Source organism: Sulfitobacter sp. SK011, from assembly GCF_003352065.1.
Lineage (GTDB): Bacteria > Pseudomonadota > Alphaproteobacteria > Rhodobacterales > Rhodobacteraceae > Sulfitobacter.
In genome coordinates this window covers 1,164,259-1,188,037 of the sequence record NZ_CP025803.1, presented here as the reverse complement: position 1 = coordinate 1,188,037, position 23,779 = coordinate 1,164,259, and the positions used below count along the sequence as shown (strand labels likewise).

General features: G+C 56.4%; 25 protein-coding genes. 15 read left to right on the top strand and 10 right to left on the bottom strand.

Going from position 1 to position 23,779, the window contains the following annotated elements; genetic code table 11:
* Nucleotides 1-15 precede the first annotated feature (15 nt).
* Nucleotides 16-744: a M48 family metallopeptidase gene (locus tag C1J02_RS05815; protein WP_114880396.1), complete on the bottom strand. Its 729-nt coding sequence runs from the start codon at nt 742-744 to the stop codon at nt 16-18.
* A 127-nt stretch (nt 745-871) separates the two neighbouring features.
* Between C1J02_RS05815 and C1J02_RS05810 the strand changes: the two genes are divergently transcribed.
* The 12 genes from C1J02_RS05810 to C1J02_RS05755 all read left to right on the top strand — a co-directional run bounded on the left by C1J02_RS05810 (nt 872) and on the right by C1J02_RS05755 (nt 10,964).
* Nucleotides 872-1,102 (top strand): hypothetical protein, encoded by a 231-nt coding sequence (locus C1J02_RS05810; RefSeq protein ID WP_114877743.1) that lies wholly within the window; start codon nt 872-874, stop codon nt 1,100-1,102.
* Between the two features lie 12 nt (nt 1,103-1,114).
* Nucleotides 1,115-1,990, top strand: coding sequence for a branched-chain amino acid aminotransferase (locus C1J02_RS05805; RefSeq protein WP_114877742.1), 876 nt, complete (start codon nt 1,115-1,117; stop codon nt 1,988-1,990).
* A 109-nt stretch (nt 1,991-2,099) separates the two neighbouring features.
* Nucleotides 2,100-2,558: a universal stress protein gene (locus C1J02_RS05800; protein WP_114877741.1), complete on the top strand. Its 459-nt coding sequence runs from the start codon at nt 2,100-2,102 to the stop codon at nt 2,556-2,558.
* 179 nt (nt 2,559-2,737) lie between these two features.
* Nucleotides 2,738-3,298, top strand: coding sequence for a NifU family protein (locus tag C1J02_RS05795; protein WP_114880395.1), 561 nt, complete (start codon nt 2,738-2,740; stop codon nt 3,296-3,298).
* Complete coding sequence (tsaB, locus tag C1J02_RS05790; RefSeq protein WP_114877740.1) at nt 3,291-3,902, top strand: tRNA (adenosine(37)-N6)-threonylcarbamoyltransferase complex dimerization subunit type 1 TsaB; 612 nt, start codon at nt 3,291-3,293, stop codon at nt 3,900-3,902. Before C1J02_RS05795 ends, tsaB begins: the two co-directional genes overlap by 8 nt.
* A complete protein-coding gene (locus C1J02_RS05785; protein WP_114877739.1) occupies nt 3,899-4,327 on the top strand; it encodes a GNAT family N-acetyltransferase in 429 nt (142 codons plus the stop codon). Before tsaB ends, C1J02_RS05785 begins: the two co-directional genes overlap by 4 nt.
* 125 nt (nt 4,328-4,452) lie before the next feature.
* On the top strand, nt 4,453-5,448 hold the full coding sequence (locus C1J02_RS05780) for a BMP family protein (RefSeq protein ID WP_114877738.1): 996 nt from the start codon (nt 4,453-4,455) through the stop codon (nt 5,446-5,448).
* 2 nt (nt 5,449-5,450) lie between these two features.
* Nucleotides 5,451-7,091, top strand: coding sequence for an ABC transporter ATP-binding protein (locus tag C1J02_RS05775; RefSeq protein ID WP_114877737.1), 1,641 nt, complete (start codon nt 5,451-5,453; stop codon nt 7,089-7,091).
* A gap of 1 nt (nt 7,092) precedes the next feature.
* A complete protein-coding gene (locus C1J02_RS05770; RefSeq protein ID WP_114877736.1) occupies nt 7,093-8,202 on the top strand; it encodes an ABC transporter permease in 1,110 nt (369 codons plus the stop codon).
* Complete coding sequence (locus tag C1J02_RS05765; RefSeq protein WP_114877735.1) at nt 8,202-9,170, top strand: ABC transporter permease; 969 nt, start codon at nt 8,202-8,204, stop codon at nt 9,168-9,170. The genes C1J02_RS05770 and C1J02_RS05765 overlap by 1 nt, the downstream gene beginning before the upstream one ends.
* A 121-nt stretch (nt 9,171-9,291) precedes the next feature.
* Nucleotides 9,292-10,206, top strand: a complete 915-nt coding sequence (locus C1J02_RS05760; protein ID WP_114880394.1) for a sulfite exporter TauE/SafE family protein — start codon at nt 9,292-9,294, stop codon at nt 10,204-10,206.
* Nucleotides 10,206-10,964 (top strand): TIGR02186 family protein, encoded by a 759-nt coding sequence (locus tag C1J02_RS05755; RefSeq protein WP_114877734.1) that lies wholly within the window; start codon nt 10,206-10,208, stop codon nt 10,962-10,964. Before C1J02_RS05760 ends, C1J02_RS05755 begins: the two co-directional genes overlap by 1 nt.
* Here the strand turns inward: C1J02_RS05755 and C1J02_RS05750 are convergent, their stop codons facing one another.
* The 6 genes from C1J02_RS05750 to C1J02_RS05720 all read right to left on the bottom strand — a co-directional run bounded on the left by C1J02_RS05750 (nt 10,965) and on the right by C1J02_RS05720 (nt 17,884).
* Nucleotides 10,965-11,660, bottom strand: coding sequence for an SDR family oxidoreductase (locus tag C1J02_RS05750; RefSeq protein WP_114877733.1), 696 nt, complete (start codon nt 11,658-11,660; stop codon nt 10,965-10,967).
* A complete protein-coding gene (locus tag C1J02_RS05745; RefSeq protein ID WP_114877732.1) occupies nt 11,657-13,195 on the bottom strand; it encodes an ATP-dependent RecD-like DNA helicase in 1,539 nt (512 codons plus the stop codon). The genes C1J02_RS05750 and C1J02_RS05745 overlap by 4 nt, the downstream gene beginning before the upstream one ends.
* Nucleotides 13,196-13,246: 51 nt before the next feature.
* Nucleotides 13,247-13,882, bottom strand: a complete 636-nt coding sequence (locus C1J02_RS05740; RefSeq protein ID WP_114880393.1) for an acyl-homoserine-lactone synthase — start codon at nt 13,880-13,882, stop codon at nt 13,247-13,249.
* Nucleotides 13,883-13,993: 111 nt separating this feature from the next.
* Nucleotides 13,994-14,713: an autoinducer binding domain-containing protein gene (locus C1J02_RS05735; protein ID WP_114877731.1), complete on the bottom strand. Its 720-nt coding sequence runs from the start codon at nt 14,711-14,713 to the stop codon at nt 13,994-13,996.
* A 370-nt stretch (nt 14,714-15,083) separates the two neighbouring features.
* Complete coding sequence (gene ccrA, locus C1J02_RS05725; RefSeq protein ID WP_114877729.1) at nt 15,084-16,364, bottom strand: crotonyl-CoA carboxylase/reductase; 1,281 nt, start codon at nt 16,362-16,364, stop codon at nt 15,084-15,086.
* A 149-nt stretch (nt 16,365-16,513) separates the two neighbouring features.
* Entirely contained in the window at nt 16,514-17,884 is a 1,371-nt protein-coding gene (locus C1J02_RS05720; protein ID WP_114877728.1) for a 1-acyl-sn-glycerol-3-phosphate acyltransferase, read from the bottom strand.
* A 205-nt stretch (nt 17,885-18,089) separates the two neighbouring features.
* Between C1J02_RS05720 and C1J02_RS05715 the strand changes: the two genes are divergently transcribed.
* Nucleotides 18,090-20,057: a protein meaA gene (locus C1J02_RS05715; protein WP_114877727.1), complete on the top strand. Its 1,968-nt coding sequence runs from the start codon at nt 18,090-18,092 to the stop codon at nt 20,055-20,057.
* A gap of 83 nt (nt 20,058-20,140) precedes the next feature.
* Entirely contained in the window at nt 20,141-20,485 is a 345-nt protein-coding gene (locus C1J02_RS05710) for an H-NS family nucleoid-associated regulatory protein (RefSeq protein WP_114877726.1), read from the top strand.
* A gap of 77 nt (nt 20,486-20,562) precedes the next feature.
* Here C1J02_RS05710 and C1J02_RS05705 read toward each other — a convergent pair whose 3' ends face one another.
* Complete coding sequence (locus C1J02_RS05705; RefSeq protein WP_162798244.1) at nt 20,563-20,916, bottom strand: hypothetical protein; 354 nt, start codon at nt 20,914-20,916, stop codon at nt 20,563-20,565.
* 140 nt (nt 20,917-21,056) lie between these two features.
* On the opposite strand from C1J02_RS05705, the gene deoD reads away from it, so the two are divergent.
* Nucleotides 21,057-21,761: a purine-nucleoside phosphorylase gene (gene deoD / locus C1J02_RS05700; protein ID WP_114877724.1), complete on the top strand. Its 705-nt coding sequence runs from the start codon at nt 21,057-21,059 to the stop codon at nt 21,759-21,761.
* A gap of 7 nt (nt 21,762-21,768) precedes the next feature.
* Here the strand turns inward: deoD and C1J02_RS05695 are convergent, their stop codons facing one another.
* Nucleotides 21,769-22,614, bottom strand: coding sequence for a DUF1989 domain-containing protein (locus C1J02_RS05695; protein ID WP_205389868.1), 846 nt, complete (start codon nt 22,612-22,614; stop codon nt 21,769-21,771).
* Nucleotides 22,615-22,964: 350 nt separating this feature from the next.
* A complete protein-coding gene (locus tag C1J02_RS05685) occupies nt 22,965-23,744 on the bottom strand; it encodes a succinate dehydrogenase iron-sulfur subunit (RefSeq protein ID WP_114877722.1) in 780 nt (259 codons plus the stop codon).
* Between the last annotated feature and the right edge of the window lie 35 nt (nt 23,745-23,779).

Here is a 23,779-nt window from a genome sequence, read left to right as displayed (position 1 = left end):
GCCGCCGAAACCGATCTAAAGACCAGCAGCCGTCCGGCGCACGGTATCGAGCCGCGATGCATTGGGTGGATGCGTTCCCAAAAATCTGTCGCCCGGATCAGGGATGCGCGCAAAGAACTGCGCGCCGCGCACCGGGTCATATCCCGCCCGCTTGGTAATCACCGTGCCCAGCGCGTCGGCCTCAAGTTCAAAATTCTTGGAATAGCTGCGCGCGCCAACCTGGGCACCCGTGCGCTGAGCGGCCTCAATGGCACTGCTGTCACCGCCCAGCAAAACCGCCAGACCACCTGCGACGACAGCGCCCGCAACAGCATTCTGCTGCTGGCGGCCGATGTGACCTGCAATGTGGTGCGCCGTTTCATGACCCAGCACAAATGCCAGTTCGTCCTCATTGCGCGCATCGGCGATCAGGGCAAGCGTAAAGGCCACAATGGGGCGGCCCTGTTTGTCCAATGTCTGGAAGGCATTCGCAGGCTGCCCGGGGCGGTCATCAACAACGATGTTGAAATTGCAGTTCACCCCAGCCGTGCGCGCGCGGCATTCGCGTTCGGCCACGGGTTCAAGAGTATTGACGACATTCACAAAACTGCGCGCCGCTTGCGAGGCGGAAAGCGTTCCGGTCCTTGACTGCGGGGCAGCAGCCGGGCCAACGGGGCCTGACGGACCCGGCCCAACAGTGGTGACTTCGCAGGCTGCCAAAAAGGCGACCGCCGCGATTGTTCCAAGGGCTTTGGTAATTCTCATTTCTGTTCCTCTGGGCTGCGCCTGCTCTTTGGTGTGTTTTAGCACGCTCGCGCGCGAGGACCAGCCCGATCACAGCACTTTGAATCCGATCCTTGCAATGATCCGCTGAAAAGAACAGGTTTAGGTTATGTTTACCATCGAACACGAATTTGACGCGACTGTGATCACTTTGATTGACGAAGGCGACGCCCCATTGCGAGAGGATGTGACTGTGCATGCCTTTGCAAGCGAGATCACCTTTGAGCAATGGGATCCGCGCACCGATCAGATCAAAAAGATCACCCTGTCACCCGCTCAGTTGCGCGAGTTGACGGACGCCCTCAACCTGCCCGAAGGCATCTACCGCAGCAAGCCTTAGAGGAAACCGAACATGGCCACCGGCACCAATATCAAGACCTATTTCGACGGCACCTGGCATGACGGCGACATGTCGATCATCAAGGCGGCAGATCATGGTGCATGGCTGGGCACCACCGTGTTTGACGGCGCGCGGCTTTTTGATGGGTTGTCCCCGGATCTTGAGGCGCATTGCGCACGCATTGACCGCTCTGCGCGGGCATTGATGATCTCGCCAACGGTCCAGACCGCCGACATGGTGGCCATTGTGCGCGAAGGGCTGGCCAGCTATCCGCGCGACGCCGCCGTTTATATTCGCCCGATGTATTGGGCCTTGGCGGGTGACGAACTGGGCATCGTGCCGCGTGAAGGGGCCACAGGGTTTGCCATATCACTTGAGCAGATACCAATGGCCCCACCAGAGGCCGCGACCACCCTGACCCGCACCCGGTTTCGCCGCCCCGTGCTCGAAGACAACGTGGTCAACGCCAAGGCCGGGTGCCTTTACCCCAACAACGCCCGGATGATGGTTGAGGCACGCAGCAAAGGTTTTGGCAATGCGCTGGTTGCCGACGCGATGGGCAATGTCGCGGAATCGGCGTCAGCCAACGTGTTCATGGTCAAAGACGGTGAGGTGTTCACACCGATCCCAAATGGTACATTTCTGGCGGGCATCACCCGTGCGCGCCATATGAAAAACATGACCGCAGATGGCATGAAAGTGCACGAGGCGGTGCTTTCCTTTGACGATTTTCATGGCGCGGACGAGGTATTTTTGTCTGGCAACATGATGAAAGTCACCCCCGTCAAAGCCTTTGATGACACCCAGTATCAGATCGGTCCAAATGCAAATCCGGTGACCCGGCGGGTCCGGGAGATGTATTGGGATTGGGCCGCATCCGAGCGCTAAGCCAAAAAAGCGCCAGTCCAGTCACCCGCTCATGACCCGTCCAGACGTAGTTTGCGATTGCGCGACGCAGCTTCTGACGCCATGATCCGGGGCCAAAGGGAGACCTCTCATGCGTAAGTTCCTCGTTGTCCTTGATGACAGCACCGAATGTCTGAATGCGATGCGATTTGCGGCATTGCGCGCGGCGCACACCGGGGGCGGTGTGACGGTTTTGTCGGTCATTCCACCGGATGAATTCAACCACTGGATCGGTGTCGGCGACATCATGCGTGAAGAGGCGCGTGAACGCATTGAAGTGCATTTTGAAGTGTTTGCCAAATGGATGCGGGACAAACAAAGCGTCGATCCGGAACTGGTGATCCGCGAAGGCGTGGCCGCAGACGAGATCATCAAATATGTGATCGAGGACCCAGATGTTGGGGTGCTGGTGCTGGGTGCAAGTGCTGACAATAAAAAGGGTCCCGGCCCACTGGTAACGCAATTATCACGCAGCGCCGGAACCTTGCCAGTCCCGATCACGATTGTGCCGGGTGACCTGAGCAAGGATCGGCTTGAGGCCATCACGTAAATCAAGAGCACGACAAGCGCCTGACCTGGCGGTTCGCCGGGCGGTCATTTTGGCACGGTCTTGTGATTCTTGCGCCAGGATTGCGAACCGCGCGGCAGGTCGATTTAGAATCGTTCCAAACCTTGACTTCACGGTCCCCAAAGCGCATATCAATGCTGCGCCAAGCACAGGAAACTGCCATGTTTATTCAAACCGAATCCACACCAAACCCAGCAACACTCAAGTTCCTACCCGGACAGGCAGTGCTGGAAGTTGGCACAGCAGATTTCCCAACCCCTGATGCCGCCGGCGGCTCACCGCTGGCCACGCGCCTGTTCGCCGTAGACGGCGTCGCGGGGGTGTTCTTTGGGACGGATTTTGTGACAATCACCAAGGCCGACACGGTTGACTGGGACCATATCAAACCAGCATTGCTGGGTGCCATCATGGAGCATTTCCAATCAGGTCAGTCGGTGATGGCAGCCGATCACCAGGCCACGTCAGGCCATGCAGCGCACGATGGCGAAGACGGTGAAATTGTAAATCAGATCAAAGAGTTGCTGGACAGCCGTGTGCGCCCTGCCGTCGCGCAAGACGGTGGCGACATCACTTTTCATGGATTTGATCGGGGTGTTGTCTATCTGCATATGCAAGGCGCATGTGCGGGCTGTCCGTCGTCGACCTTGACCCTGAAAATGGGCATTGAGAACCTGCTGCGCCACTATATTCCGGAAGTGACCGAGGTGCGCCCGGTTGCCTGAGACACCACTTGTCTTGGCGTTTGATACATCGGCCGCGCATTGCGCGGCCGCTTTGCTGTTGGGTGATCAGGTGCTGCAAAGCGCGGTGGAACCCATGGCCAAGGGTCAGGCAGAGCGTTTGTTGGTGCTGTGTAGCGAGCTGATGGCCAAGGCCAATATTGAAGTTTCAGATTTGTCGGCCATCGGGGTCGGCATTGGCCCCGGCAATTTCACCGGCATTCGCATCTCTGTCTCGGCGGCGCGCGGCCTCGCGCTTGGTCTTGGGGTGCCAGCGGTTGGGGTGTCGGCCTTTGACGCATTGCGCCTTGGAACGCAGGGGCCTTGTGCTTGCGCCGTGGATGCACGACGCGACATGGTTTACCTGCAAGGCTATGAGAACCCGAACCTTTCTGATCCTGGGCAATATCCGGCATCAGAGCTGCCTGCCTTTGATGGGCCTTTGATTGGGGCCGGTGGGCACCCCCCCGTGCACCCCGTTGCAGAGGCTATTGCAAGGCTGGCAGCAACCCGCTTTCTCACTGAGACAATGCGCCCTGCGCCGCTTTACCTGCGGCCTGCGGATGCGGCACCAAGCCGTGATCCCGCCCCCGTAATTTTGTCATGACAGCAGACGAGATGGCGGCGGTGCATGCGCGCGCATTCGATCAGGAACGCGCGTGGAATGCGGCGGAATTTTCTGATCTGTTGGACAGCCCGTTTGTGCAGGCGTTTACGCATGACTTTGGTTTCGCCCTGACCCGCTCGGTGGCAGGCGAAACCGAATTATTAACGCTGGCAGTCGATCCCGGCCACCGGCGCAAAGGGATCGCGCTCAAGTTACTCCGCCGCTGGTTGGATGCGCCGACAAAATCTGCAGACACCGCGTTTCTAGAAGTTGCGGCCGACAACACAGCCGCAATCGCGCTTTATCTTGATCTGGGCTTTGCCACCATCGCCACACGCCCGGCATATTACGCCCGCAAAAACGGCTCTGTCGCTGACGCATTGATCATGCAGCGGGCCCTTACCTGCGGTCAGGTGACAGAATAACAGCCCTTGGTGTCAGAAAGCTGTTGACCCTTCCCCCCGACTACGACCAAATTTGCACCTGATCATTTGATCGCGGGCAAAAGCCGTTGCTGGCCGCGCCCCAAATAGAAACCTGGGAGATACCTATGACCCTTATGACCAAATTTATGGGCGCTGCCGCCGCTGTCGCACTGAGCGCCGGTGCCGCATTGGCAGAGCCTGCGTTGATCTTTGACCTTGGTGGCAAGTTCGACAAATCATTTAACGAAGCGGCCTTTGGTGGTGCGCAGCGTTGGGCCGAAGAGACCGGCGAGACTTTTCGCGAGATTGAATTGCAGTCCGAGGCCCAGCGTGAGCAGGCCTTGCGCCGTTTCGCTGAAGCGGGCGCAAACCCGATCATCATGACCGGCTTTGCCTTTGGTGACATCCTGAACCAGGTCGCACCGGACTATCCTGAAACAGATTTTGCGATCATCGATATGGTTGTCGATCAGCCAAACGTGCGTTCGGTTGTGTTCAACGAGCATGAAGGGTCGTATCTGGTTGGCATGATGGCCGCGATGGCGTCCAAAACCGGCACCGTTGGCTTTATCGGCGGCATGGACATCCCGCTGATCCGTAAATTCGCCTGCGGCTATGCTCAGGGTGTGAAAGCGGTCAATGCGGACGCAACCGTGATTGCCAACATGACCGGTACCACACCTGCCGCCTGGAATGACCCGGTAAAAGGCTCTGAATTGACAAAAGCACAGATCAGCCAAGGCGCTGATGTGGTTTATGCCGCTGCTGGTGGCACCGGCGTTGGGGTTCTTCAAACCGCCGCTGACGAAGGTATTCTGTCTGTTGGCGTCGACAGCAACCAAAACCACCTGCATCCGGGCAAAGTCCTGACATCGATGCTCAAGCGCGTCGACAATGCCGTTTATCAGGCCATGAAAGACGGCCCCGGCATGGAAAAAGGCTTTAACGTCATGGGTATCGCCAATGGCGGTGTGGGCTATGCGATGGATGAAAACAACGCGGAACTGGTCAACACGGACATGCTGACGACTGTTGATGCAGCATCAGCGAAAATCGCGGATGGCTCTCTGGCCGTGCATGATTACATGTCAGACGACAGCTGCCCTGCGCTGGACTTCTAAGCGTGACAGCGGAAAAAACAGCGAGGCAGCCGGAAACGGCTGCCTCATCTCTTGCACCCGCGATTGAGCTGAAAGGCATTTCCAAAGCCTTTGGGCCGGTTCAGGCCAACAAAGACATTTCGATCCGCGTCATGCCCGGCACGATCCACGGGATCATCGGTGAAAACGGTGCGGGCAAATCGACGCTGATGTCGATCCTTTACGGATTTTACAAAGCTGATAAGGGCGAGATCTTTATCGGCGGGACAAAAACCGACATCCCGGACAGCCAGGCCGCAATTGCGGCAGGCATCGGCATGGTGTTCCAGCATTTCAAGCTGGTTGAGAATTTTACGGTTCTGGAGAATATCATTCTGGGTGCCGAAGATGGCTGGAAACTGAAACCCTCACTTGCCAAGGCGCGCCAATCATTGGTGGAACTGGCCGAGGATTACGGGCTCAATGTCGACCCGGATGCGCTTGTTCAGGACATCGGTGTGGGCATGCAACAGCGCGTCGAGATCCTCAAGGCGCTCTACCGCCATGCGGATATTCTGATCCTGGATGAACCGACGGGCGTGTTGACGCCTGCCGAGGCGGATCAGTTGTTCCGCATTCTTGGCCGGCTCCGGTCTGAGGGCAAAACCATCATTCTGATCACCCACAAGCTGCGCGAGATCATGGAGATCACCGACACCGTGTCGGTGATGCGCCGTGGTGAGATGACTGCAACGGTAAAGACATCCGAGACATCGCCCGCCGAACTGGCAGAGCTGATGGTTGGACGTAAGGTCCTGTTGCGGGTGGATAAAAAACCAAGCATCCCCGGTGAGGTCGTGTTGGACGTGCGCGGCCTTCGGGTGGTTGACGACAAAGGTGTCGAACGCCTGCGCGGCATTGATTTGCAGGTGCGCGCTGGTGAAATCCTAGGCATCGCCGGGGTCGCCGGGAACGGTCAGTCAGAACTGCTTGAAGTGCTTGGCGGCTATGAGGATGGCATCGGCGAAGTCAGCGTAAATGGTCAAAAACTTGACCTAACTGGCAAATATTCCGACGCCAAATCACGGCGTGCGCGGGGCATCGCCCATGTGCCAGAGGATCGTCAGCGCGAAGGTCTGATCATGGATTTTCACGCTTGGGAGAATACCGCCTTTGGCTATCACGATGATCCCAGCTATCGCAGTGGCATGTTGATGAACAACAATGCCATTCGCGAAGATACCGCTGAAAAAATGGAACGCTTTGACGTGCGCCCGCCAAATCCCAAGCTTGAAGCGAAGAATTTTTCGGGCGGCAATCAGCAGAAAATTGTTTTGGCCCGCGAAATCGAACGCAATCCGGACCTGTTGTTGATCGGCCAGCCAACACGCGGCGTGGATATTGGTGCCATTGAATTCATTCATCAACAAATTGTCGCCCTGCGCGATCAGGGCAAGGCGATCTTGCTGGTGTCTGTTGAGCTTGAAGAAATCCTGTCGCTGTCCGACCGCATCGCTGTCATGTTTGATGGCCGGATCATGGGGATGCGCGACCCGGACCAGACCGATGAAAAAGAGCTGGGCCTGTTGATGGCCGGGATCACCGACACTGACAAACCGCACTCTGTGGCCGAGGTCGAGGCGAACCTTGCCCACGTCAGCGGCGACCCGAGAAAGGAGGTCTGAGATGGACGTGATGCCAAAGTGGGCCGAAGTGGTCCTTGTCCCGCTGATCTCGCTTGTGCTGGCGGCGATCCTGTCTGCCCTTGTCATTCTTGGCATCGGAGAAGACCCGGTGGCAGCCGTCAAGCTGATGATCACCGGGGCGCTCGGCTCTACCTATGGCTGGGGCTACACGCTTTATTATGCGACAAACTTTATCTTTACCGGCTTGGCTGTTTCGATCGCCTTTCACGCGCGGCTTTTCAACATCGGTGGTGAAGGTCAGGCGATGCTGGGCGGGCTGGGGGTTGCGATTGCGTGTCTTTACATCCCTTGGCCACACTGGTCGCTGGCGTTGATTGGTGCCGCTGTGATGGCGGGGCTATTTGGGGCTTTCTGGGCCGCGATCCCCGCGTGGTTGCAGGCCAAACGCGGCAGCCACATCGTGATTACCACAATCATGTTCAACTTTATAGCCGCCGCGCTGCTCAACTACGTACTCGTCAACATCATGCGCCCCAAAGGCAGCATGGACCCCGCCACGGCGCGTTTTCCCGAGGCGACCAACCTGCCGACACTGCATGATATTCTGGCCCCCTTTGGCATCGCCTTTTCCAAATCCGCCCCCGCAAACGTATCCTTTCTGGTGGCGATTGCCGCCTGCGTGATCTTGTGGCTGCTGATCTGGCGTACCCGTTTGGGATATGAAATTCGCGCGTATGGTCATTCGGAATCTGCCGCCAAATACGCGGGCATATCGCCCTTCAAGATCATCATGATCGCGATGATTATCTCAGGTGCTTTGGCCGGAATGATGGCGATCAACAACGTGATGGGTGAGGCTGAAAGGCTGGTGCTGAACTCAACCGAAGGGGCCGGTTTTATCGGCATCGCGGTGGCGCTGATGGGCCGTTCACATCCTTTGGGCGTGTTCATCTCCGCGATCTTGTTTGGCTTTCTCTACCAAGGGGGTGCGGAGCTTGCGCTTTGGACATCGATCCCCCGCGAATTGATCGTCGTGATTCAAGCGCTTGTGATCCTGTTCACAGGCGCGCTCGATAACATGGTGCGGATGCCGCTTGAGCGCATATTCCTCGCCTTGCGTAAATCCAAAACGGCAAAGGCGGTGAAGTGATGGATTACGCAACGCTCATCCAACTGCTCGACAGCACTGTCCGCCTTGCCACACCGTTGCTTCTGGCCTGCCTTGCGGGTCTGTTCAGTGAACGAGCGGGCATTTTCGACATTGGCCTTGAGGGCAAAATGCTGGCGGCGGCGTTCTTCTCTGCTGCCGTGGCATCGCTTTCCGGGTCCGTCTGGATTGGCTTGGCGGCTGGCATGGGCGCATCTCTGATGCTCAGCGCGCTGCATGGTGTCGCGTCGATTACCTTTCGCGGCAACCAACTGATTTCCGGCGTGGCGATCAACTTTCTGGCGGCAGGTATGACCGTGCTGATTGCGCAGGACTGGTTCAGCCAAGGCGGGCGGACGCCGTCGTTGATGGGCGGTGCCCGGTTTGAGGCGATTACCCTGCCCGGTGCGGATGCCATGGCCGATGTACCGATTATCGGACCGCTTTATGCAGAACTGATTTCAGGCCATTCGATCCTCGTCTACATGGCCTTCGCGGCGGTGCCTTTGTCATGGTGGCTGCTGTATCGCACGCGGTTTGGGCTGCGCCTGCGCGCGGTCGGCGAAAATCCCGCAGCCGTGGACACGGCTGGCGTTTCCGTGGTCGCCCTGCGCTATGCGGCGGTGGCGATTTGCGGCGTGCTTTGTGGCATCGCGGGGGCCTATCTCAGCACGGCCTTGCAGGCAGGATTTGTCAAAGACATGTCAGCTGGGCGAGGGTTTATCGCGCTTGCCGCATTGATCTTTTCCAAGTGGCGGCCGTGGTATGCGCTTTATGCGACGTTGCTCTTTGGGCTGTTTGGTGCGTTGGAAACGCGTCCAGATGTGATCGAAGCGTTGGTTGGCATCAAGGTTCAGGGCCAGTTGTTGGGGGCGCTGCCATATGTGATGACCGTCATCATTTTGGCTGGGTTCGGCGGCAAGGCCATTCCGCCCCGCGCGGGTGGCGAACCTTACGTGAAAGAACGCTGAGCCATCAGGTCAAATTATAAGGTCTGATTATAAGGCCAGTTTGACCAATGATATCGGTCCTCCTTGCTGCAAAGCAGCAAGGACAGTTGATTTAGATACAAGACCTGCGCTAATGGGGGCCATGCAAATATACCTGCCCATCGCCGAAGTTTCGGTTAACGCATTCCTCCTATTGGGGTTGGGTGGGCTTGTTGGCATTCTGTCCGGCATGTTCGGGGTAGGCGGTGGCTTCTTGATGACGCCGCTGCTTTTCTTTATCGGGATCCCCCCCGCGGTCGCAGTTGCCACCGAGGCCAACCAGATCGTTGCCTCTTCGTTTTCTGGGGTTTTGGCGCATTTCAAGCGAAAGACTGTCGATTTGAGGATGGGCACCGTCCTGCTGATCGGGGGTCTTATCGGTGCCGCCTTGGGTGTGATGGTGTTCAACTATCTCAAGGCCCAAGGTCAGGTCGATCTGCTGGTCAAGCTTTGTTACGTGATCTTTCTCGGTGTGATCGGCGGGTTGATGTTTATCGAATCGTTGAATGCGATCCGCAAAACCCGTTCCGGCAAAAAGACAGCGCGTAAAAAGCATAACTGGATCCATGGCCTGCCCTTCAAAATGCGGTTCCGGGTTTCGGGCCTTTATATTTCGGTCATTCCGCCTCTGGTCGTGGGCGTCGCGGTCGGTATCCTCGCTGCGATCATGGGTGTCGGCGGCGGATTTATCATGGTGCCTGCGATGATCTATCTTTTGGGTATGCCAACCAAAGTCGTGGTGGGGACGTCGCTCTTTCAGATCATATTTGTGACCGCCTTTACCACCATGCTGCATGCCACCACAAACTTTACCGTTGATATTGTACTGGCTGTGCTGCTGCTCATCGGCGGTGTGATCGGTGCGCAAATCGGCACCCGCATCGGCGTCAAGATGAAGGCCGAACAATTGCGCATCCTTTTGGCGCTTATGGTGCTGTTGGTCTGCGGCAAACTTGCACTGGAATTACTGTTGGAACCGGTCGAGCTTTATTCGCTCGGCGCGGCGAGCGGTCATTGATGCGCGTACTTGCATTTGCCTTCGCACTGCTCTGCGCGCTGCCCGCTCTGGCAGAAGAAGTGGTGCTTGGCCTAAGCAGTGATCAGGTGTCAATCAACACCAATTTTGATGGCTCAGAGATCCTGATATTTGGTGCGGTGAAACGTGAAGAGGCGATCCTGGACGATCCGCGCCTGCAGGTTATTGTGACCGTCGCGGGCCCCTCTAGGCCGATCACTGTTCGCCGCAAGGAAAAGCGGTTTGGCATCTGGGTCAATACTGATGCCGTTGAAGTGGATCACGCACCGAGTTTTTACGCGGTGGCGTCCAGCACGTTGTTGGGTCTTGCACTCTCCAACACCGAAGACTTGCGGTACAAAGTGTCCATACCACGCGCCATCCGATCTGTCGGGGCACCGCAAAATATCCTGGACTCAAAAAACTTTACCAACGCGCTGATCCGGATCAAATCAAAGTCCAATCAGTATCAGTTGAACGAAGGCACCGTCAGCGTCGATGAACAAACGCTGTTTCGGACGGCCATCGAATTGCCCGCTGCCCTGACCGAAGGGGACTATCTGACACGGATTTTCCTGACGCGCGGTGGCGAGGTTGTGTCAAAATATGAAACCAGCATATATGTCCGAAAAGTCGGCGTTGAGCGCTGGTTGTTCAGGTTGTCGCGTGAGAATGCCCTGATCTATGGCTTTATGTCACTGGCCATCGCGATTGCAGCTGGCTGGGGTGCCTCTGCGATCTTTAGCATTTTCCGGCGCTAGTCAGCCGCGCCCGACAAAGGGCATTTTGGTGGCCATTACCGTCAGGAACTGAACGTTTGCCTGCGCCGGCATCGCCGCCATATGCAAGACCGATGCTGCAGCATGTTTGACATCCATCGTGTCCATCTGAGGGTCTTTTTTCTTTAAATCCGCAACGATCTGGCTTTCGGCGTTGCCTATGTCAATCTGCCCACAGGCGATGTTAAAGGGCCGCCCATCAAGCGACAGCGATTTGGTCAGGCCGGTGATTGCATGTTTGGTTGTGGTATAGCAGACCGACCCCGGACGCGGCGCATGGGCGGACAGTGATCCATTGTTGATGATCCGTCCGCCGCCCTGAGTGCGCATGTGTTTGAACGCCAATTGCGCGGCGATGAACATGCCGTGCAGGTTGACCGAGAGGACCTGCTGCCAATCGTCTAATGCGATTTCGTCGATGGGCGCAGACGGGCCAAAAATACCGGCGTTGTTGAACAGGACATCCACCTGCCCAAAAGCTTTGAACGCGTCTGCCATCGCCTGTGCATCTGTCACATCTGCTGGCAGGGCAACGGCATGGGTGTGCGCCGCTGCCATATCCTCCAGCATCTCAGCACGTCGCGCGATCAGGCCAACGCGCCAATTGTTTTTTAGGAACAATTCCGCTGTGGCCCGCCCGATGCCAGAGCTTGCCCCGGTGATGATGATGGATTTCATATCGTATCCTCCGTTGTGGCATCTAGTGTAAGGGGGGCCACGGGTGCATCGCGCAAATCGTCCACCTGCAACGGTCCGCTGGGTTTTGAAAGCCGGTTGCGCACCACCCAGATCAGCCGCTCCTGCGCCCGTGTGATGGCGACATAGGCAAGCCGTTTCCACAGCGGCTGACCCGCCTCCATCCGGCCCATACGTGCGGCGGCAAACAGATCTGGGGCAAACACCTGAACGGTTTCCCACTGGCTGCCCTGCGCCTTGTGGATTGTCACAGCAGAGCCATGCAAAAACGTGGACCCCATGCGCGCGGCAAAGGGAATGAAAGGTTCCTCTTCGTCCGGTTTTTCGATTTTCACGATCGACGCCGCAGACACCTGCGGATCTTCTGCGCCCATCACATGCAGGCGGCTGAACCCCGGTTTGCGGCCCTCGCCCAGATAGATCACCTGCGCACCCTTGATCAGCCCACGCGCCTCAAGATCCAACCGTTTCTTGCGGTGCTTCAGGGGCAGTTCGATGCCATCACAAATCAGCGGTTCCCCCGCCAGCAGCGCATCCTCAGGCGCGCCATGCACGGACCGGAACGCATTGATCAAACGGATGCGCGTGGCGTTGCGCCAGACCAAAACCGGGCTGCGCGCCATCAGATCAACCTCGACCCGCTGACCCCAGATGACGCGGTCATCCTTCTTCGACGCATCCTCAATCATCCGCTCGAACTGCTCGAACCCCAGATCGGGGTCCGCCAGCGCATGTGCCAGATCAAGGATCGGATTGCCCGCGTCCTGCCGGAATATCCGGTTCAGGTTCATCACCCGCTTCTCGGGCAGTTTTTCAAACACCATGGTCCCGGATTGATTGACCGGAGCCAGCTGCGCAGGGTCACCAAAGAGCAGCAGGGTCGGAAAAATCTCTTTGAGATCCTCGAACTGCTTGTCATCCAACATTGACGATTCATCGACAAATCCGATGTCCAATGGCTCTTCGCGCCGTTTCCAGCCGGTGATGAAATCGGACCCACGCAGGCCAGCCGCAGCCAAAGCGCCGGGAATGGATTTGTTGCCCGCATAGAATGCCGCGGCCCGATCCAGTGATATTTCAGTCAGCCCCTCAATCTCGGGCCGCTCGCCGGACCCGGCCAGCCATTCGGCGATGCGTTCATATTCAGGGTCATAGACCGGCGTATAAAGAATGCGGTGTATGGTCGTCGCCGGCACCCCTTGAAGGCGCAGGACCGATGCCGCTTTGTTGGTGGGCGCAAGGATCGCAAGTGAACGTTTGTCTTTGCGTTTTCGCGATTCGTAATCACCCGAAACAATCTCTACGCCGGCCCCCTTTAGTGCCTTGTAAAGCTCTGCAAGCAAAAGTGTTTTGCCCGATCCGGCCTTGCCGGTGACGGCCATCACCTGATCTGCGCCGCCAGGGCTTGGCATCAACAGGCTGTCCTCAAGATCGATCCCGGCGCTACGCAGCATCTCGGCCACTGCATCAAAGGCTGTGGCCTGATCGTCGGAATAGGTGAGTGCAGGAATATTCATGGCGCGACCCTACGTGAGGGGCGCGCCGGGGGCCAGATGGGTTTGTCTACTTTACCCTGTTCTGGCCCATCCTCCCAGCGATGTGCTGGAAAAGCTGTGATCGAACCAGAACCGGGATTGTTCAGGCGAAATGCCCGCGCGCGCGGCGACACGCGCCTGTGCGACTGCGTCAAACGCCCAGAGGCCAACCGATATCTTTTCGCGCCCCTCGCCCTGGCTGCCCAAGACCTCAGGAGACGATCCGATCATCCGATAAATCCGTACCATGCGCGCATCAAAGACCCCGACAAAATGCTTGATGCCAAAACCTTGCATGATTTCACCGCCGCCCATCATCAAGGCCGCCGCGACCTTTGGATCAGCCCCACGGGCCAGACAAAACCGCGTACATTCCCAGATCAGCGGACTTTGGATGGGGCCGGTCGTCAGATGACCAAAATGATCATTGACCATTGCGGGCCCTGTTGTGGGCAGGAACCGCATTGAACCGCCATGACGGCCATCGGCCTGTTCCCAGATGACATAAAGTGGGTTCAGCGCATCATATTCATCGCGCTCTTCACCCGCATCATCCAATGTCACATCCCACCCCAGACGCACCTTGAACTGGTCCGCCCGGTCGCAAAACATCTGGCGTGCCAGTCGTGGATGTTGGCACAGGTCGTTTCCATAAAGATATCGTAGCACTTTAAGCCCTCCGTCCATCACAAGTATGAAAACAGAGCTAACGCACTCATTGTTAATTCAGCCAATCAGCACCGCGCGGTGCTATTGGATCGTCCGCAACAGGTGCTCGTCTCAGACAACGATCAAACCCCGGCTCAGCGCCCGCGCAACTGCATGTGTCGTATTCATCGCGCCCAGTTTGAACCGCGCACTTTCAATATAGACCCGCAGCGTATGTTCTGAGATCGACAAGGTATTGGCCACCTGCGCCCTGCTGTAACCTATGGCAAGCAATGTCATCGCATCAATCTCTCTGGGGCTCAGCGATTGGGATTGCTCTGGCGTTCTGTTGGGTTCAAATTCCAACGCTTTTTTGTTCAGGTAATGTGCGATCAGGATCAGCATGCTGCGGTGCGCTTCCGTGAAGGCGAACCAGTCATCGTCGCTGCACGAATGGTTAACGGTAAACAAGGCAAATTGACCGTTAGGGCCACGAATGGGCACGGAATAGCCTTGGTTCCCAAGACCATATTCAATCGATTCAGCCAGAAATGCCCGCGCGGGCTTGCTTGACCAATCCAGTCTTTTCCAATCGACCGGATGAAAGCGTTGATAACAGCCGATGATAACCGGATCGATCCGCAGGTAATTTTGTTCAAGATATCGCGCCTGCCAGGCCGATGAATAGGTCCCGCAGCCATATTGATCACCGGCGGAATCCACCCAGTGATATGCGATGTGATCTACGTTTAATGTGTCGCGCAACGCGACGCTGGCCGCCTGCAATTTCGCAAGCGTGTCAGCCTGCTCCAACAACTCCAGTATCGGTTCCATTTGTGTTTCGGTCACCATGCGCTTGGCCGTTGGTCCTTTCTTTAAGGGCGGCGATCTCGCTCAGCGCAACAATTGCGGTGTCATCCAACTGTTCCGCCAGGGCGGGCAAATTGTTCGACAACGCAAAGCTGCGCAGATCAACAAGAACGTCCAAAATCCAGTCACTTCGCATGTACAGACTCTCTTTAAAATGGTTAACGAAACGTTAATACAACCATAGCATGTGCCTTGGAATCGAAAATATTCGCAAATTTCAACTCCCCCGAAATGGCGAGGGGCGAGAATCCAAGTATTTGATCTAACAGGGCCATCCAAAATTCAAAAATAAACCCGCGAATCAATCCTATGATTCGCGGGCTATTGTTCAGGATGCAGAGACAATCAGGCGTCAGCCCCGGGCGTCGAGCGCGTCTTCCAAAGTGCGCAGCCCGGTTTTTGGGGCCTGTACCAGCACCGACATGTTGCCGGGTTTATGTTCGTTTCGCTGCATTTTGACGTGGGCCTGTGGCAGGTCTTCCCACGTGAACACCTCTGACATGCACGGGTCCAACCGCCGCTCCAGCATCAGTTTGTTGGCTGCCGAGGCCTGCTTGAGGTGGGCAAAGTGACTGCCCTGCAACCGCTTCTGGTGCATCCACATGTACCGCACATCAAACGTCAGGTTAAACCCGGACGTGCCGGCACAAATCACCACCATGCCGCCCTTTTTCACCACAAAAGTGGAGACCGGGAATGTTGCCTCACCGGGGTGCTCGAACACCATGTCGACGTTCACGCCCTTGCCGGTGATATCCCAGATTGCCTTGCCGAATTTGCGAGTCTCGTTGAACCACTCTTTGTATTCAGGCGTGTTCACGGTGGGCAATTGCCCCCAGCATTTGAAATCCTTGCGGTTCAGCACGCCCTTGGCCCCAAGATCGAGCACGAACTGACGTTTGCTTTCGTCGCTGATCACGCCGATGGCATTGGCACCCGCGGTGTTGATCAACTGGATCGCATAGGACCCCAGACCACCAGATGCACCCCAAACCAGCACATTCTGCCCCGGCTTCAGATCATGAGGTTCATGGCCAAACAACATCCGGTATGCGGTGGCTAGTGTCAGCGTATAACATGCGCTTTCTTCCCAGGTCAGGTGCTTGGGGCGCGGCATCAGTTGCTGTGACTGAACGCGGGTGAATTGGCTGAATGACCCATCGGGTGTCTCATAGCCCCAGATGCGTTGGCTGGGCGAATACATCGGATCGCCGCCGTTACATTCCTCGTCATCGCCATCGTCCTGATTACAGTGGATCACCACCTCGTCACCGACTTTCCAGCGTTTGACCTTGTCGCCCACCGCCCAAACAATACCCGACGCATCCGAGCCCGCGATATGATAGGGCTGTTTGTGGCCGTCAAACGGGCTGATCGGCACCCCGAGGGCGGCCCAGACGCCGTTATAGTTCACGCCCGCAGCCATCACCAAGACCAGCACGTCCTGACTGTCCAGTTCCGGCACGTCCACCACCTCTTGCAACATGGCCTTGTCAGGATCGCCATGCCGTTCACGCCGGATCGCCCAAGCATACATTTGCTTTGGCACATGTCCCATAGGCGGCATTTCACCAACCTCATAAAGGTCTTTTTCAGGTGCGTCGTATTGCGCGATGGTGGTATCGAGTGCCATGCGGGCCTCCTGTCGGTTCGTTCGGTCAATGATGCGTTTGCCGCAATGCAGAATCGCAGCGTCTCATCCTTGGAATATGGATGGATACGCAATAATGCAACCTCAGAAGCGCCTTTTTTGTAATTTTATGACCCAGCAAGTGCAGAAATTTATTTTGCTAGCGCAGCATTCCCAGGCGCAAATTGTTGGATTGAATTTGCATAAAATTGCATAATCGGCCTTTGCCCGTCGTTGATCTGCCATATCCCGTCACCTTTGCTGATCACATCGCGTCCCGCCAGCCCCGTCAACGCGCGGTCCAGTTCAGATCGCAATGTCTGAGGTTTCGGTACGCGGTTCTGCACCGGTATCTGGTCAAGCAATGATCCCACCGCATCAAACAGCGCCTCTTCGGTCAGGGGCCCGTGGGTCAACAGGGCTTGCGCAATTAATGGCACCGTCAACACCGGCATGGCCTCTGATATGCGGTTCATCAACGTCTCTGACAGATCTTCGATTGTGGTCTCTGGCCCTGCGTCACGCAAAGACAGCGGCGTGCCAAATGCCACAGCCGCCGTGCCGAACCGGGTATCCCGCCCCCGCAGCCGTTGCCAAAGCTTGCGCAGAATGAACCCGACGACAACCGAAATACGCGCACCAAAACGCCTGTCACCACGGGTGTCAGCGGCAATAAGCACCCGATCTTCCAGGACGCGGTCATAGTTGATGGCGACCGGTACGAACACCACGTCGCGTTCACCGTCCGGCTCGAACCTTTCCGTCACATAGGTCAGCAGGCCCATCTTTGGGGGTTGCAACAAACCATTTAGGCTGAGGCCACCTTCGGGATAAATAGCCTGAGTTACACCGCCTTCCGTGGCCATATGGACATACCGCGCCAGAACTTTGCGATATAGCGCCCCGCGCGATTTGCGCCGAATAAAGTAGGCTCCCATTGATTTGATCAGCCGGCTCAGCGGCCAAACCCGCGCCCATTCCCCAACAGCATAAGACAAAGCCGATGACCGCGCCGCAAGGTACGTGACCAGAACATAGTCCATATTGCTACGGTGATTCATGATGAAAATGACGGTCGCATCCTTGGGGATCGCCTCGAACGTGGCGTCGTTATTATCCGCCGTTTCTATCCGGTAAACCGAATTGGCAAGCAATTTGGCCAGCCTTATGCCAAAGCTGAAATAGGCGAATGCGGAAAAGCTGGGCACAATTTCGCGCGCATATGTACGAGCTTTTTGAAAGGCCACATTTTCTGGCACGTCATTATCACGTGCATAGTTGATAATTTCGCGACTGACTTCGGGGTCGTAGATAAGCCGCTGAATCATATCGTGCCGCCGCGCCAACTTGAACGGCTCTATCGGGCGCGATAGCCGCGCGTTCAAATGCTTGACCGCGCGTTCCAACCGCAACCGGAAAAACCAGCGCACCGACGGCAACAAGAAATGGCTTAACGCGGTGACGGCCGCAAAAAGGACAATCAGGATAAACAACCAAAGGGGCAATTGAACAGTATGTGTCATCAGCAATACCCTTGCAGTGCGGCGAACCAAGGACAATATCTAAGTGAAGCGCTGCTGGAGGAAACCCGCTCGACGTTGCTGAGTGCCGCGGATTTGCGACCCCGAGCGATAATGCCGCAACGCAGCGAATTGACATGCTCATAAAGTTTCCCGTATCTACAGCCAAACGCAAGAATATTGCCTAGATAATTCAAAGAGGCCGCCCATGTCGCACCCGCAGAAAGACCGCCCCTGGCTGATCAGGACCTATGCCGGGCATTCGACCGCCTCCGCGTCCAATGCGCTTTATCGTGACAATCTGGCCAAGGGGCAAACCGGGCTTTCCGTGGCTTTCGATCTGCCGACGCAGACCGGTTATGACAGCGACCATATCCTGTCACGCGGCGAAGTGGGCAAGGTTGGCGTGCCGGTCGGCCATCTGGGTGACATGCGGGCATTGTTCAAAGACATCCCTTTGGATCAGATGAACACCTCAATGACGATCAATGCCACAGCCCCCTGGCTTTTGTCGCTGTACATTGCCGTGGCCGAAGAACAGGGCGCTGACATTTCTGCCCTGCAAGGCACGGTGCAAAACGACTTGATCAAAGAATACCTGAGCCGGGGAACCTATATCTGCCCCCCTGCCCCATCCATGAAGATGATCGCGGATGTGGCCGAATATTGTTACACCCATGTGCCGAAATGGAACCCGATGAATGTGTGTTCCTATCACCTGCAAGAGGCCGGTGCGACACCGGAGCAGGAGCTATCATTCGCGCTCGCCACCGCCACGGCTGTTCTCGATGCCCTCAAACCGCGCGTCCCCGCAGAGGATTTTCCCGCACTGGTGGGCCGCATTTCATTCTTTGTGAACGCCGGTATCCGGTTTGTTACCGAGATGTGCAAAATGCGCGCCTTTGTCGATTTGTGGGATGAGATTTGCAAAACCCGCTATGGGGTTGAGGACGCCAAATACCGCCGTTTCCGTTATGGTGTGCAGGTCAATTCACTTGGCCTGACCGAACAGCAGCCCGAAAACAACGTCTACCGTATCTTGATAGAAATGCTCGCCGTGACGCTGTCGAAAAAGGCACGCGCGCGCGCCGTACAATTACCTACGTGGAACGAGGCATTGGGCCTGCCGCGCCCGTGGGATCAACAATGGTCCATGCGGATGCAACAGATCATGGCCTATGAAACGGACCTGCTGGAATTTGATGATCTGTTTGATGGCAACCCGGCGGTGGACGCAAAAGTCGAAGCGCTCAAAACCGGTGCGCGCGCCGAATTGGCGAATATTGACGGCATGGGCGGCGCAATCTCTGCCATCGACTATATGAAAGGCCGTCTGGTCGATAGCAACGCCCAACGCCTGGGCCGCATTGAGGCGGGCGAAACCATCGTCGTTGGTGTCAACAAATGGCAAAAGGGCGAACCCTCACCGTTGATGACGGGCGATGGCGGCATCATGGTTGTGGATCCCGCCGTCGAGGCAGAGCAGATCGACCGTCTGAATGCCTGGCGCGGGGCCCGCGATCAAGCTGCGGTTGACGCGGCACTTACTCAGTTGCGCAGCGCCGCTGCGGAGGACCGCAATATCATGCCGGCTTCTATCACGGCTGCAAAGGCAGGTGTAACAACAGGCGAATGGGCCGCCGAAATGCGCAAGGTGCACGGCGAATACCGCGGCCCCACCGGCGTTGCCGCCGGTCAGTCCAACAAGACCGAAGGGTTGGACGATTTACGCGATGCGGTGGATGCAGTCAGTGACAAACTGGGACGTCGTCTGAAATTTCTTATCGGCAAACCGGGGCTTGATGGCCATTCAAACGGTGCCGAACAGATTGCCGTGCGCGCGCGCGATTGCGGCATGGATATCGCGTATGAAGGTATCCGTCTGACCCCAACTGAAATCGTCACCGCTGCGTCTCAGGATGGGGCGCATGTTGTGGGGCTTTCGATTTTGTCCGGGTCGCACATTCCTCTGGTCGAGGATCTGATGACGCAAATGCGCGATGCCGGGCTTGGCCATATTCCCGTTATCGTTGGTGGCATTATTCCTGACGATGATGCAGATCGTCTTCGCGCAATGGGCGTTGCACGGGTCTATACGCCAAAAGATTTCGAATTGAATATGATCATGCAAGACATCGTAACACTGGCCGAGCCATCGTCAAAAGCGGCGGAATAACGCCCTGACACAAATTCGAATTTGCGAATAACATTCTATTGGTATAGCCGAATTGGGAATTTGGGAAGCTAATAGGAAGAACGATGACAATTGATCTGAAATCAATGAACAGCAAAGAGTTGGAAAAACTCTTGGGCGATGTCAAAAAGGCACTTCAATCTGCAAAAGCTCGGGACCGCCGCGCGGCCCTGAAAGCAGCAGAAAAAGCGGCGGCCGAATGGGGTTTCTCGCTGACCGACTTGGCTGATGGTGAAAAACCTGCCAAAAAAGCGCGCAATACCAAGGCCAAAACGGCCAAGCCAAAATCGAAACCTCAATTTGCAAACCCCGCAGACAAGTCACAGACCTGGACTGGCAAGGGTCGCCAGCCAAATTGGTTTCGCTCCGCAGTTGAAAAAGGAAAGTCGCCTGACGACATGCGCATCTGAATTAACAGCGCAAGAATAAAGTCTAATTCTCGCTCTAACGGAAATAGGCTGCGCTGATTGCGCAGCCTATTTTCTATTTATACGATCAATGCGCCGCGACCGAAAATAAACTTCCACCGCGCCCCATCCTGCATCACAATTTCACCACCCCCCGCATAGGGTGTTTCGTAGGTTGCCGTTCCGATGCCACGCAACCCATTATTGCAACTCACAGGGAATGTGACCGTCTTTGTTTCTGCCGCTGGCATATAGCGCCCCGAACAGGTCGTTTTTCCATTGGTCGCCTGAAACCATCCGCCTTCCAGAAAAGATGCCGTCGCCGTGCCGCGATATACCGTATTCTTTGGTCCAACCACCGCAACCGGATGTGTGACATCACAGGCAGCCAACGCGCCTGCCGCAATGGCCAGTGCACAAATCAGTCGTTTCATAACAATCCCTTTCATGAACATTGTTCAACAATATATGAACGACGTTCAAATTTTTGTCGAGTAAGGAATCTCTTACTTGCCTCTTGTTCATTTGCTGCCATGAAGGCAGGTTGTTCTCAACGACAAGAAAGGAACCATTCATGACCGTACATATTGGCGCAAAACCCGGTGACATTGCAGAAACCGTGCTGATGCCGGGCGATCCGTATCGCGCAAAATGGGCGGCGGAAACCTTTCTGAAAGACGCCAAATTGGTGAATGAAGTACGCGGAATGCTGGGCTTTACCGGAACATGGAAAGGTCAGCGCGTGACCATTCAAGGCTCCGGGATGGGCATGCCGTCCCTGTCGATTTACGCCAACGAATTGATGGCTGAATACAATGCCCAGACCCTAATCCGCATTGGCTCTTGCGGGGGCATGCAGCCCCATGTCGGTATCCGCGATGTGGTCATTGCCATGACGGCCACCACGATTACCTCCCCCTCATCCGGCATTTTCAAAGAACTGAATTTCGCCCCTTGTGCGGATTGGTCGTTGCTGAGCGCGGCGGTGAAAGCCGCGGCAAATAAAGGCTGCAAGACCCATGTTGGTGGCATCTATTCGTCTGACGTTTTTTACAGCGAACGCGCCGATCTGGACGAACAGATGGTCCGCCACGGCATTCTGGGCGTGGAGATGGAGGCAGCAGAGCTTTACATGCTTGCTGCCCGGCACAAGCGGCGTGCACTGGCAGTGCTGACTGTTTCAGATCACCTGCAAACCGGTGAAGCATTGCCCTCCGAGGACCGCGAAAAGACCTTTGGCGACATGGTTGAGATCGCATTGGAAGCGGCCTTTGCCTAAGCTCTGATCACACCCCATGTGTCCGGTCATATCCGTTGCGTGCGGGCGGTTGCCAGTTGTCCAGCGCACCCTCAGCAGGGGCAAAAACCTCAATCAAAAGCGGATAGCATGCCGCCGCGTCTGAGGAATGTTCCGATGAACAATCCCCGCCCGGGCAGGCACTTAGTGCGCCAAGCAAATCAATCTCTGCAAAGAACTCGATGTAATCACCGGGGCGCACTGGGCTGGCTTTCATAAAATACTGGCCCGTATCCCGGGTGAATCCGGTGCACATGAACACGTTCAAAACGTCATGAATGTGCGGCTCCGCTTGCGCCACCGGGATATCCAGATGCGTCGCAAGCGCGCGGGTCAGATTTGAATGACAGCAATGGTGATACTGCCCACCCTTCAAAAGGTTATGCGTATAAGGATCACAACGCGTACCGATCACGTCATGCACGGACCCGCCAAAGCCATCAATGCCGTACCACCCAAGCGTATCATGCGTAACGGTCGCCATCGGTCTTAGCCCCGGAAATGACGACCACATTCGCTGGCCGGTCGTGATGTGGGTGCCATGCAGGGCGCGGGTTTTGCCGGAATAGAACCGTTCTGTCAGGTCGTTGGCGTTCCAAAGGTTCAGGTCACCGACCTGAGACCCCTCCACCGAGGTGATCCGGAAAAAGTGGCCCGCTGGCACGTGAAACGTTGCCGCTTCGCGTGGTTGCGCAATCGCTTCATGGGTTTTGGTCAGCGTCTCACGACCCTTTTGATAGGTCGCCATATCGGGCTGCGGCAAGCTATCGACAGGATAGCAAATCACGGGCCTGACAGCGCGACGCGCGTCCGCATCTGGGGGTGAGGTGATCATCAAATTCTCCGACGCTAGAGTGTTATGGAAGCGTGGCCCATGCCGTGCCGGGTGTAAAGCCAAGGAAGCCTCACCACGGGTAAAGCATCACGCTACAATCTCGGCGACTTCAAAGCCTGCATACATTTGTCAGGCGTACCAGTGCTGCGAAATACCTCCGCCCCGCAGGTCACACAATTATATTTGACCAACGCGCCCTTGCTGCCGGCCCGGTTCTCGCGCCAGCGACAGTCGCGCGTCGGCGCAGTGCGCCGCGCGACAATTCCCACGATGATAACTGCAACGATAAGCGCAATGAGTATTGGCATCAACAACCCAAGCCTTTCTCAAACCCTGCAGTTCAAGGCGACCTAGACCGTCCGTTCCAGCATCAGCTTTTTGATGTTTGCAATCGCCTCTGCGGGGTTCAGGCCCTTGGGGCAGGTCTTGGCGCAGTTCATGATCGTGTGACAGCGATAGAGCTTGAATGGATCCTCAAGGTCATCCAACCGCTCACCCGTCGCCTCGTCGCGTGAATCAATGATCCAGCGATAGGCATGCAGCAGTGCTGCTGGCCCAAGGTAACGGTCGCCGTTCCACCAATAGCTGGGGCAAGATGTCGAACAGCAGGCACACATGATACATTCGTAAAGGCCATCCAGTTTGGTCCGGTCCTCAATCGACTGCTTCCACTCTTTGGCAGGGGCAGGCGTTTCCGTGGCCAGCCACGGCTGCACCGACGCGTGCTGGGCATAAAAATGCGTCAGGTCCGGGATCAGATCCTTGACCACAGGCATATGCGGCAGCGGATAGATTTTCACCACGCCTTTGATCTCTTCCATACCGTACGTACAGGCCAGCGTGTTGATGCCGTCGATGTTCATCGCGCAAGAACCACAAATGCCCTCGCGGCAGGACCGGCGGAAAGTCAGCGTCGGATCAATCTCGTTCTTGATCTTGATCAGCGCGTCCAGGATCATCGGACCGCAGGTGTCCATATCGACAAAGTAGGTGTCGATGGCCGGGTTCTTGCCGTCATCGGGGTTCCAGCGATACACGTGGAATTCGCGGACATTGCTGGCCCCTGATGGTTTCGGCCACGTCTTCCCGGTTGTCATACGAGAATTCTTGGGGAGCGTCAGTTGAACCATTTCGCGTCTCCTTGTCTGTCGGGCGTGTAGCCCGT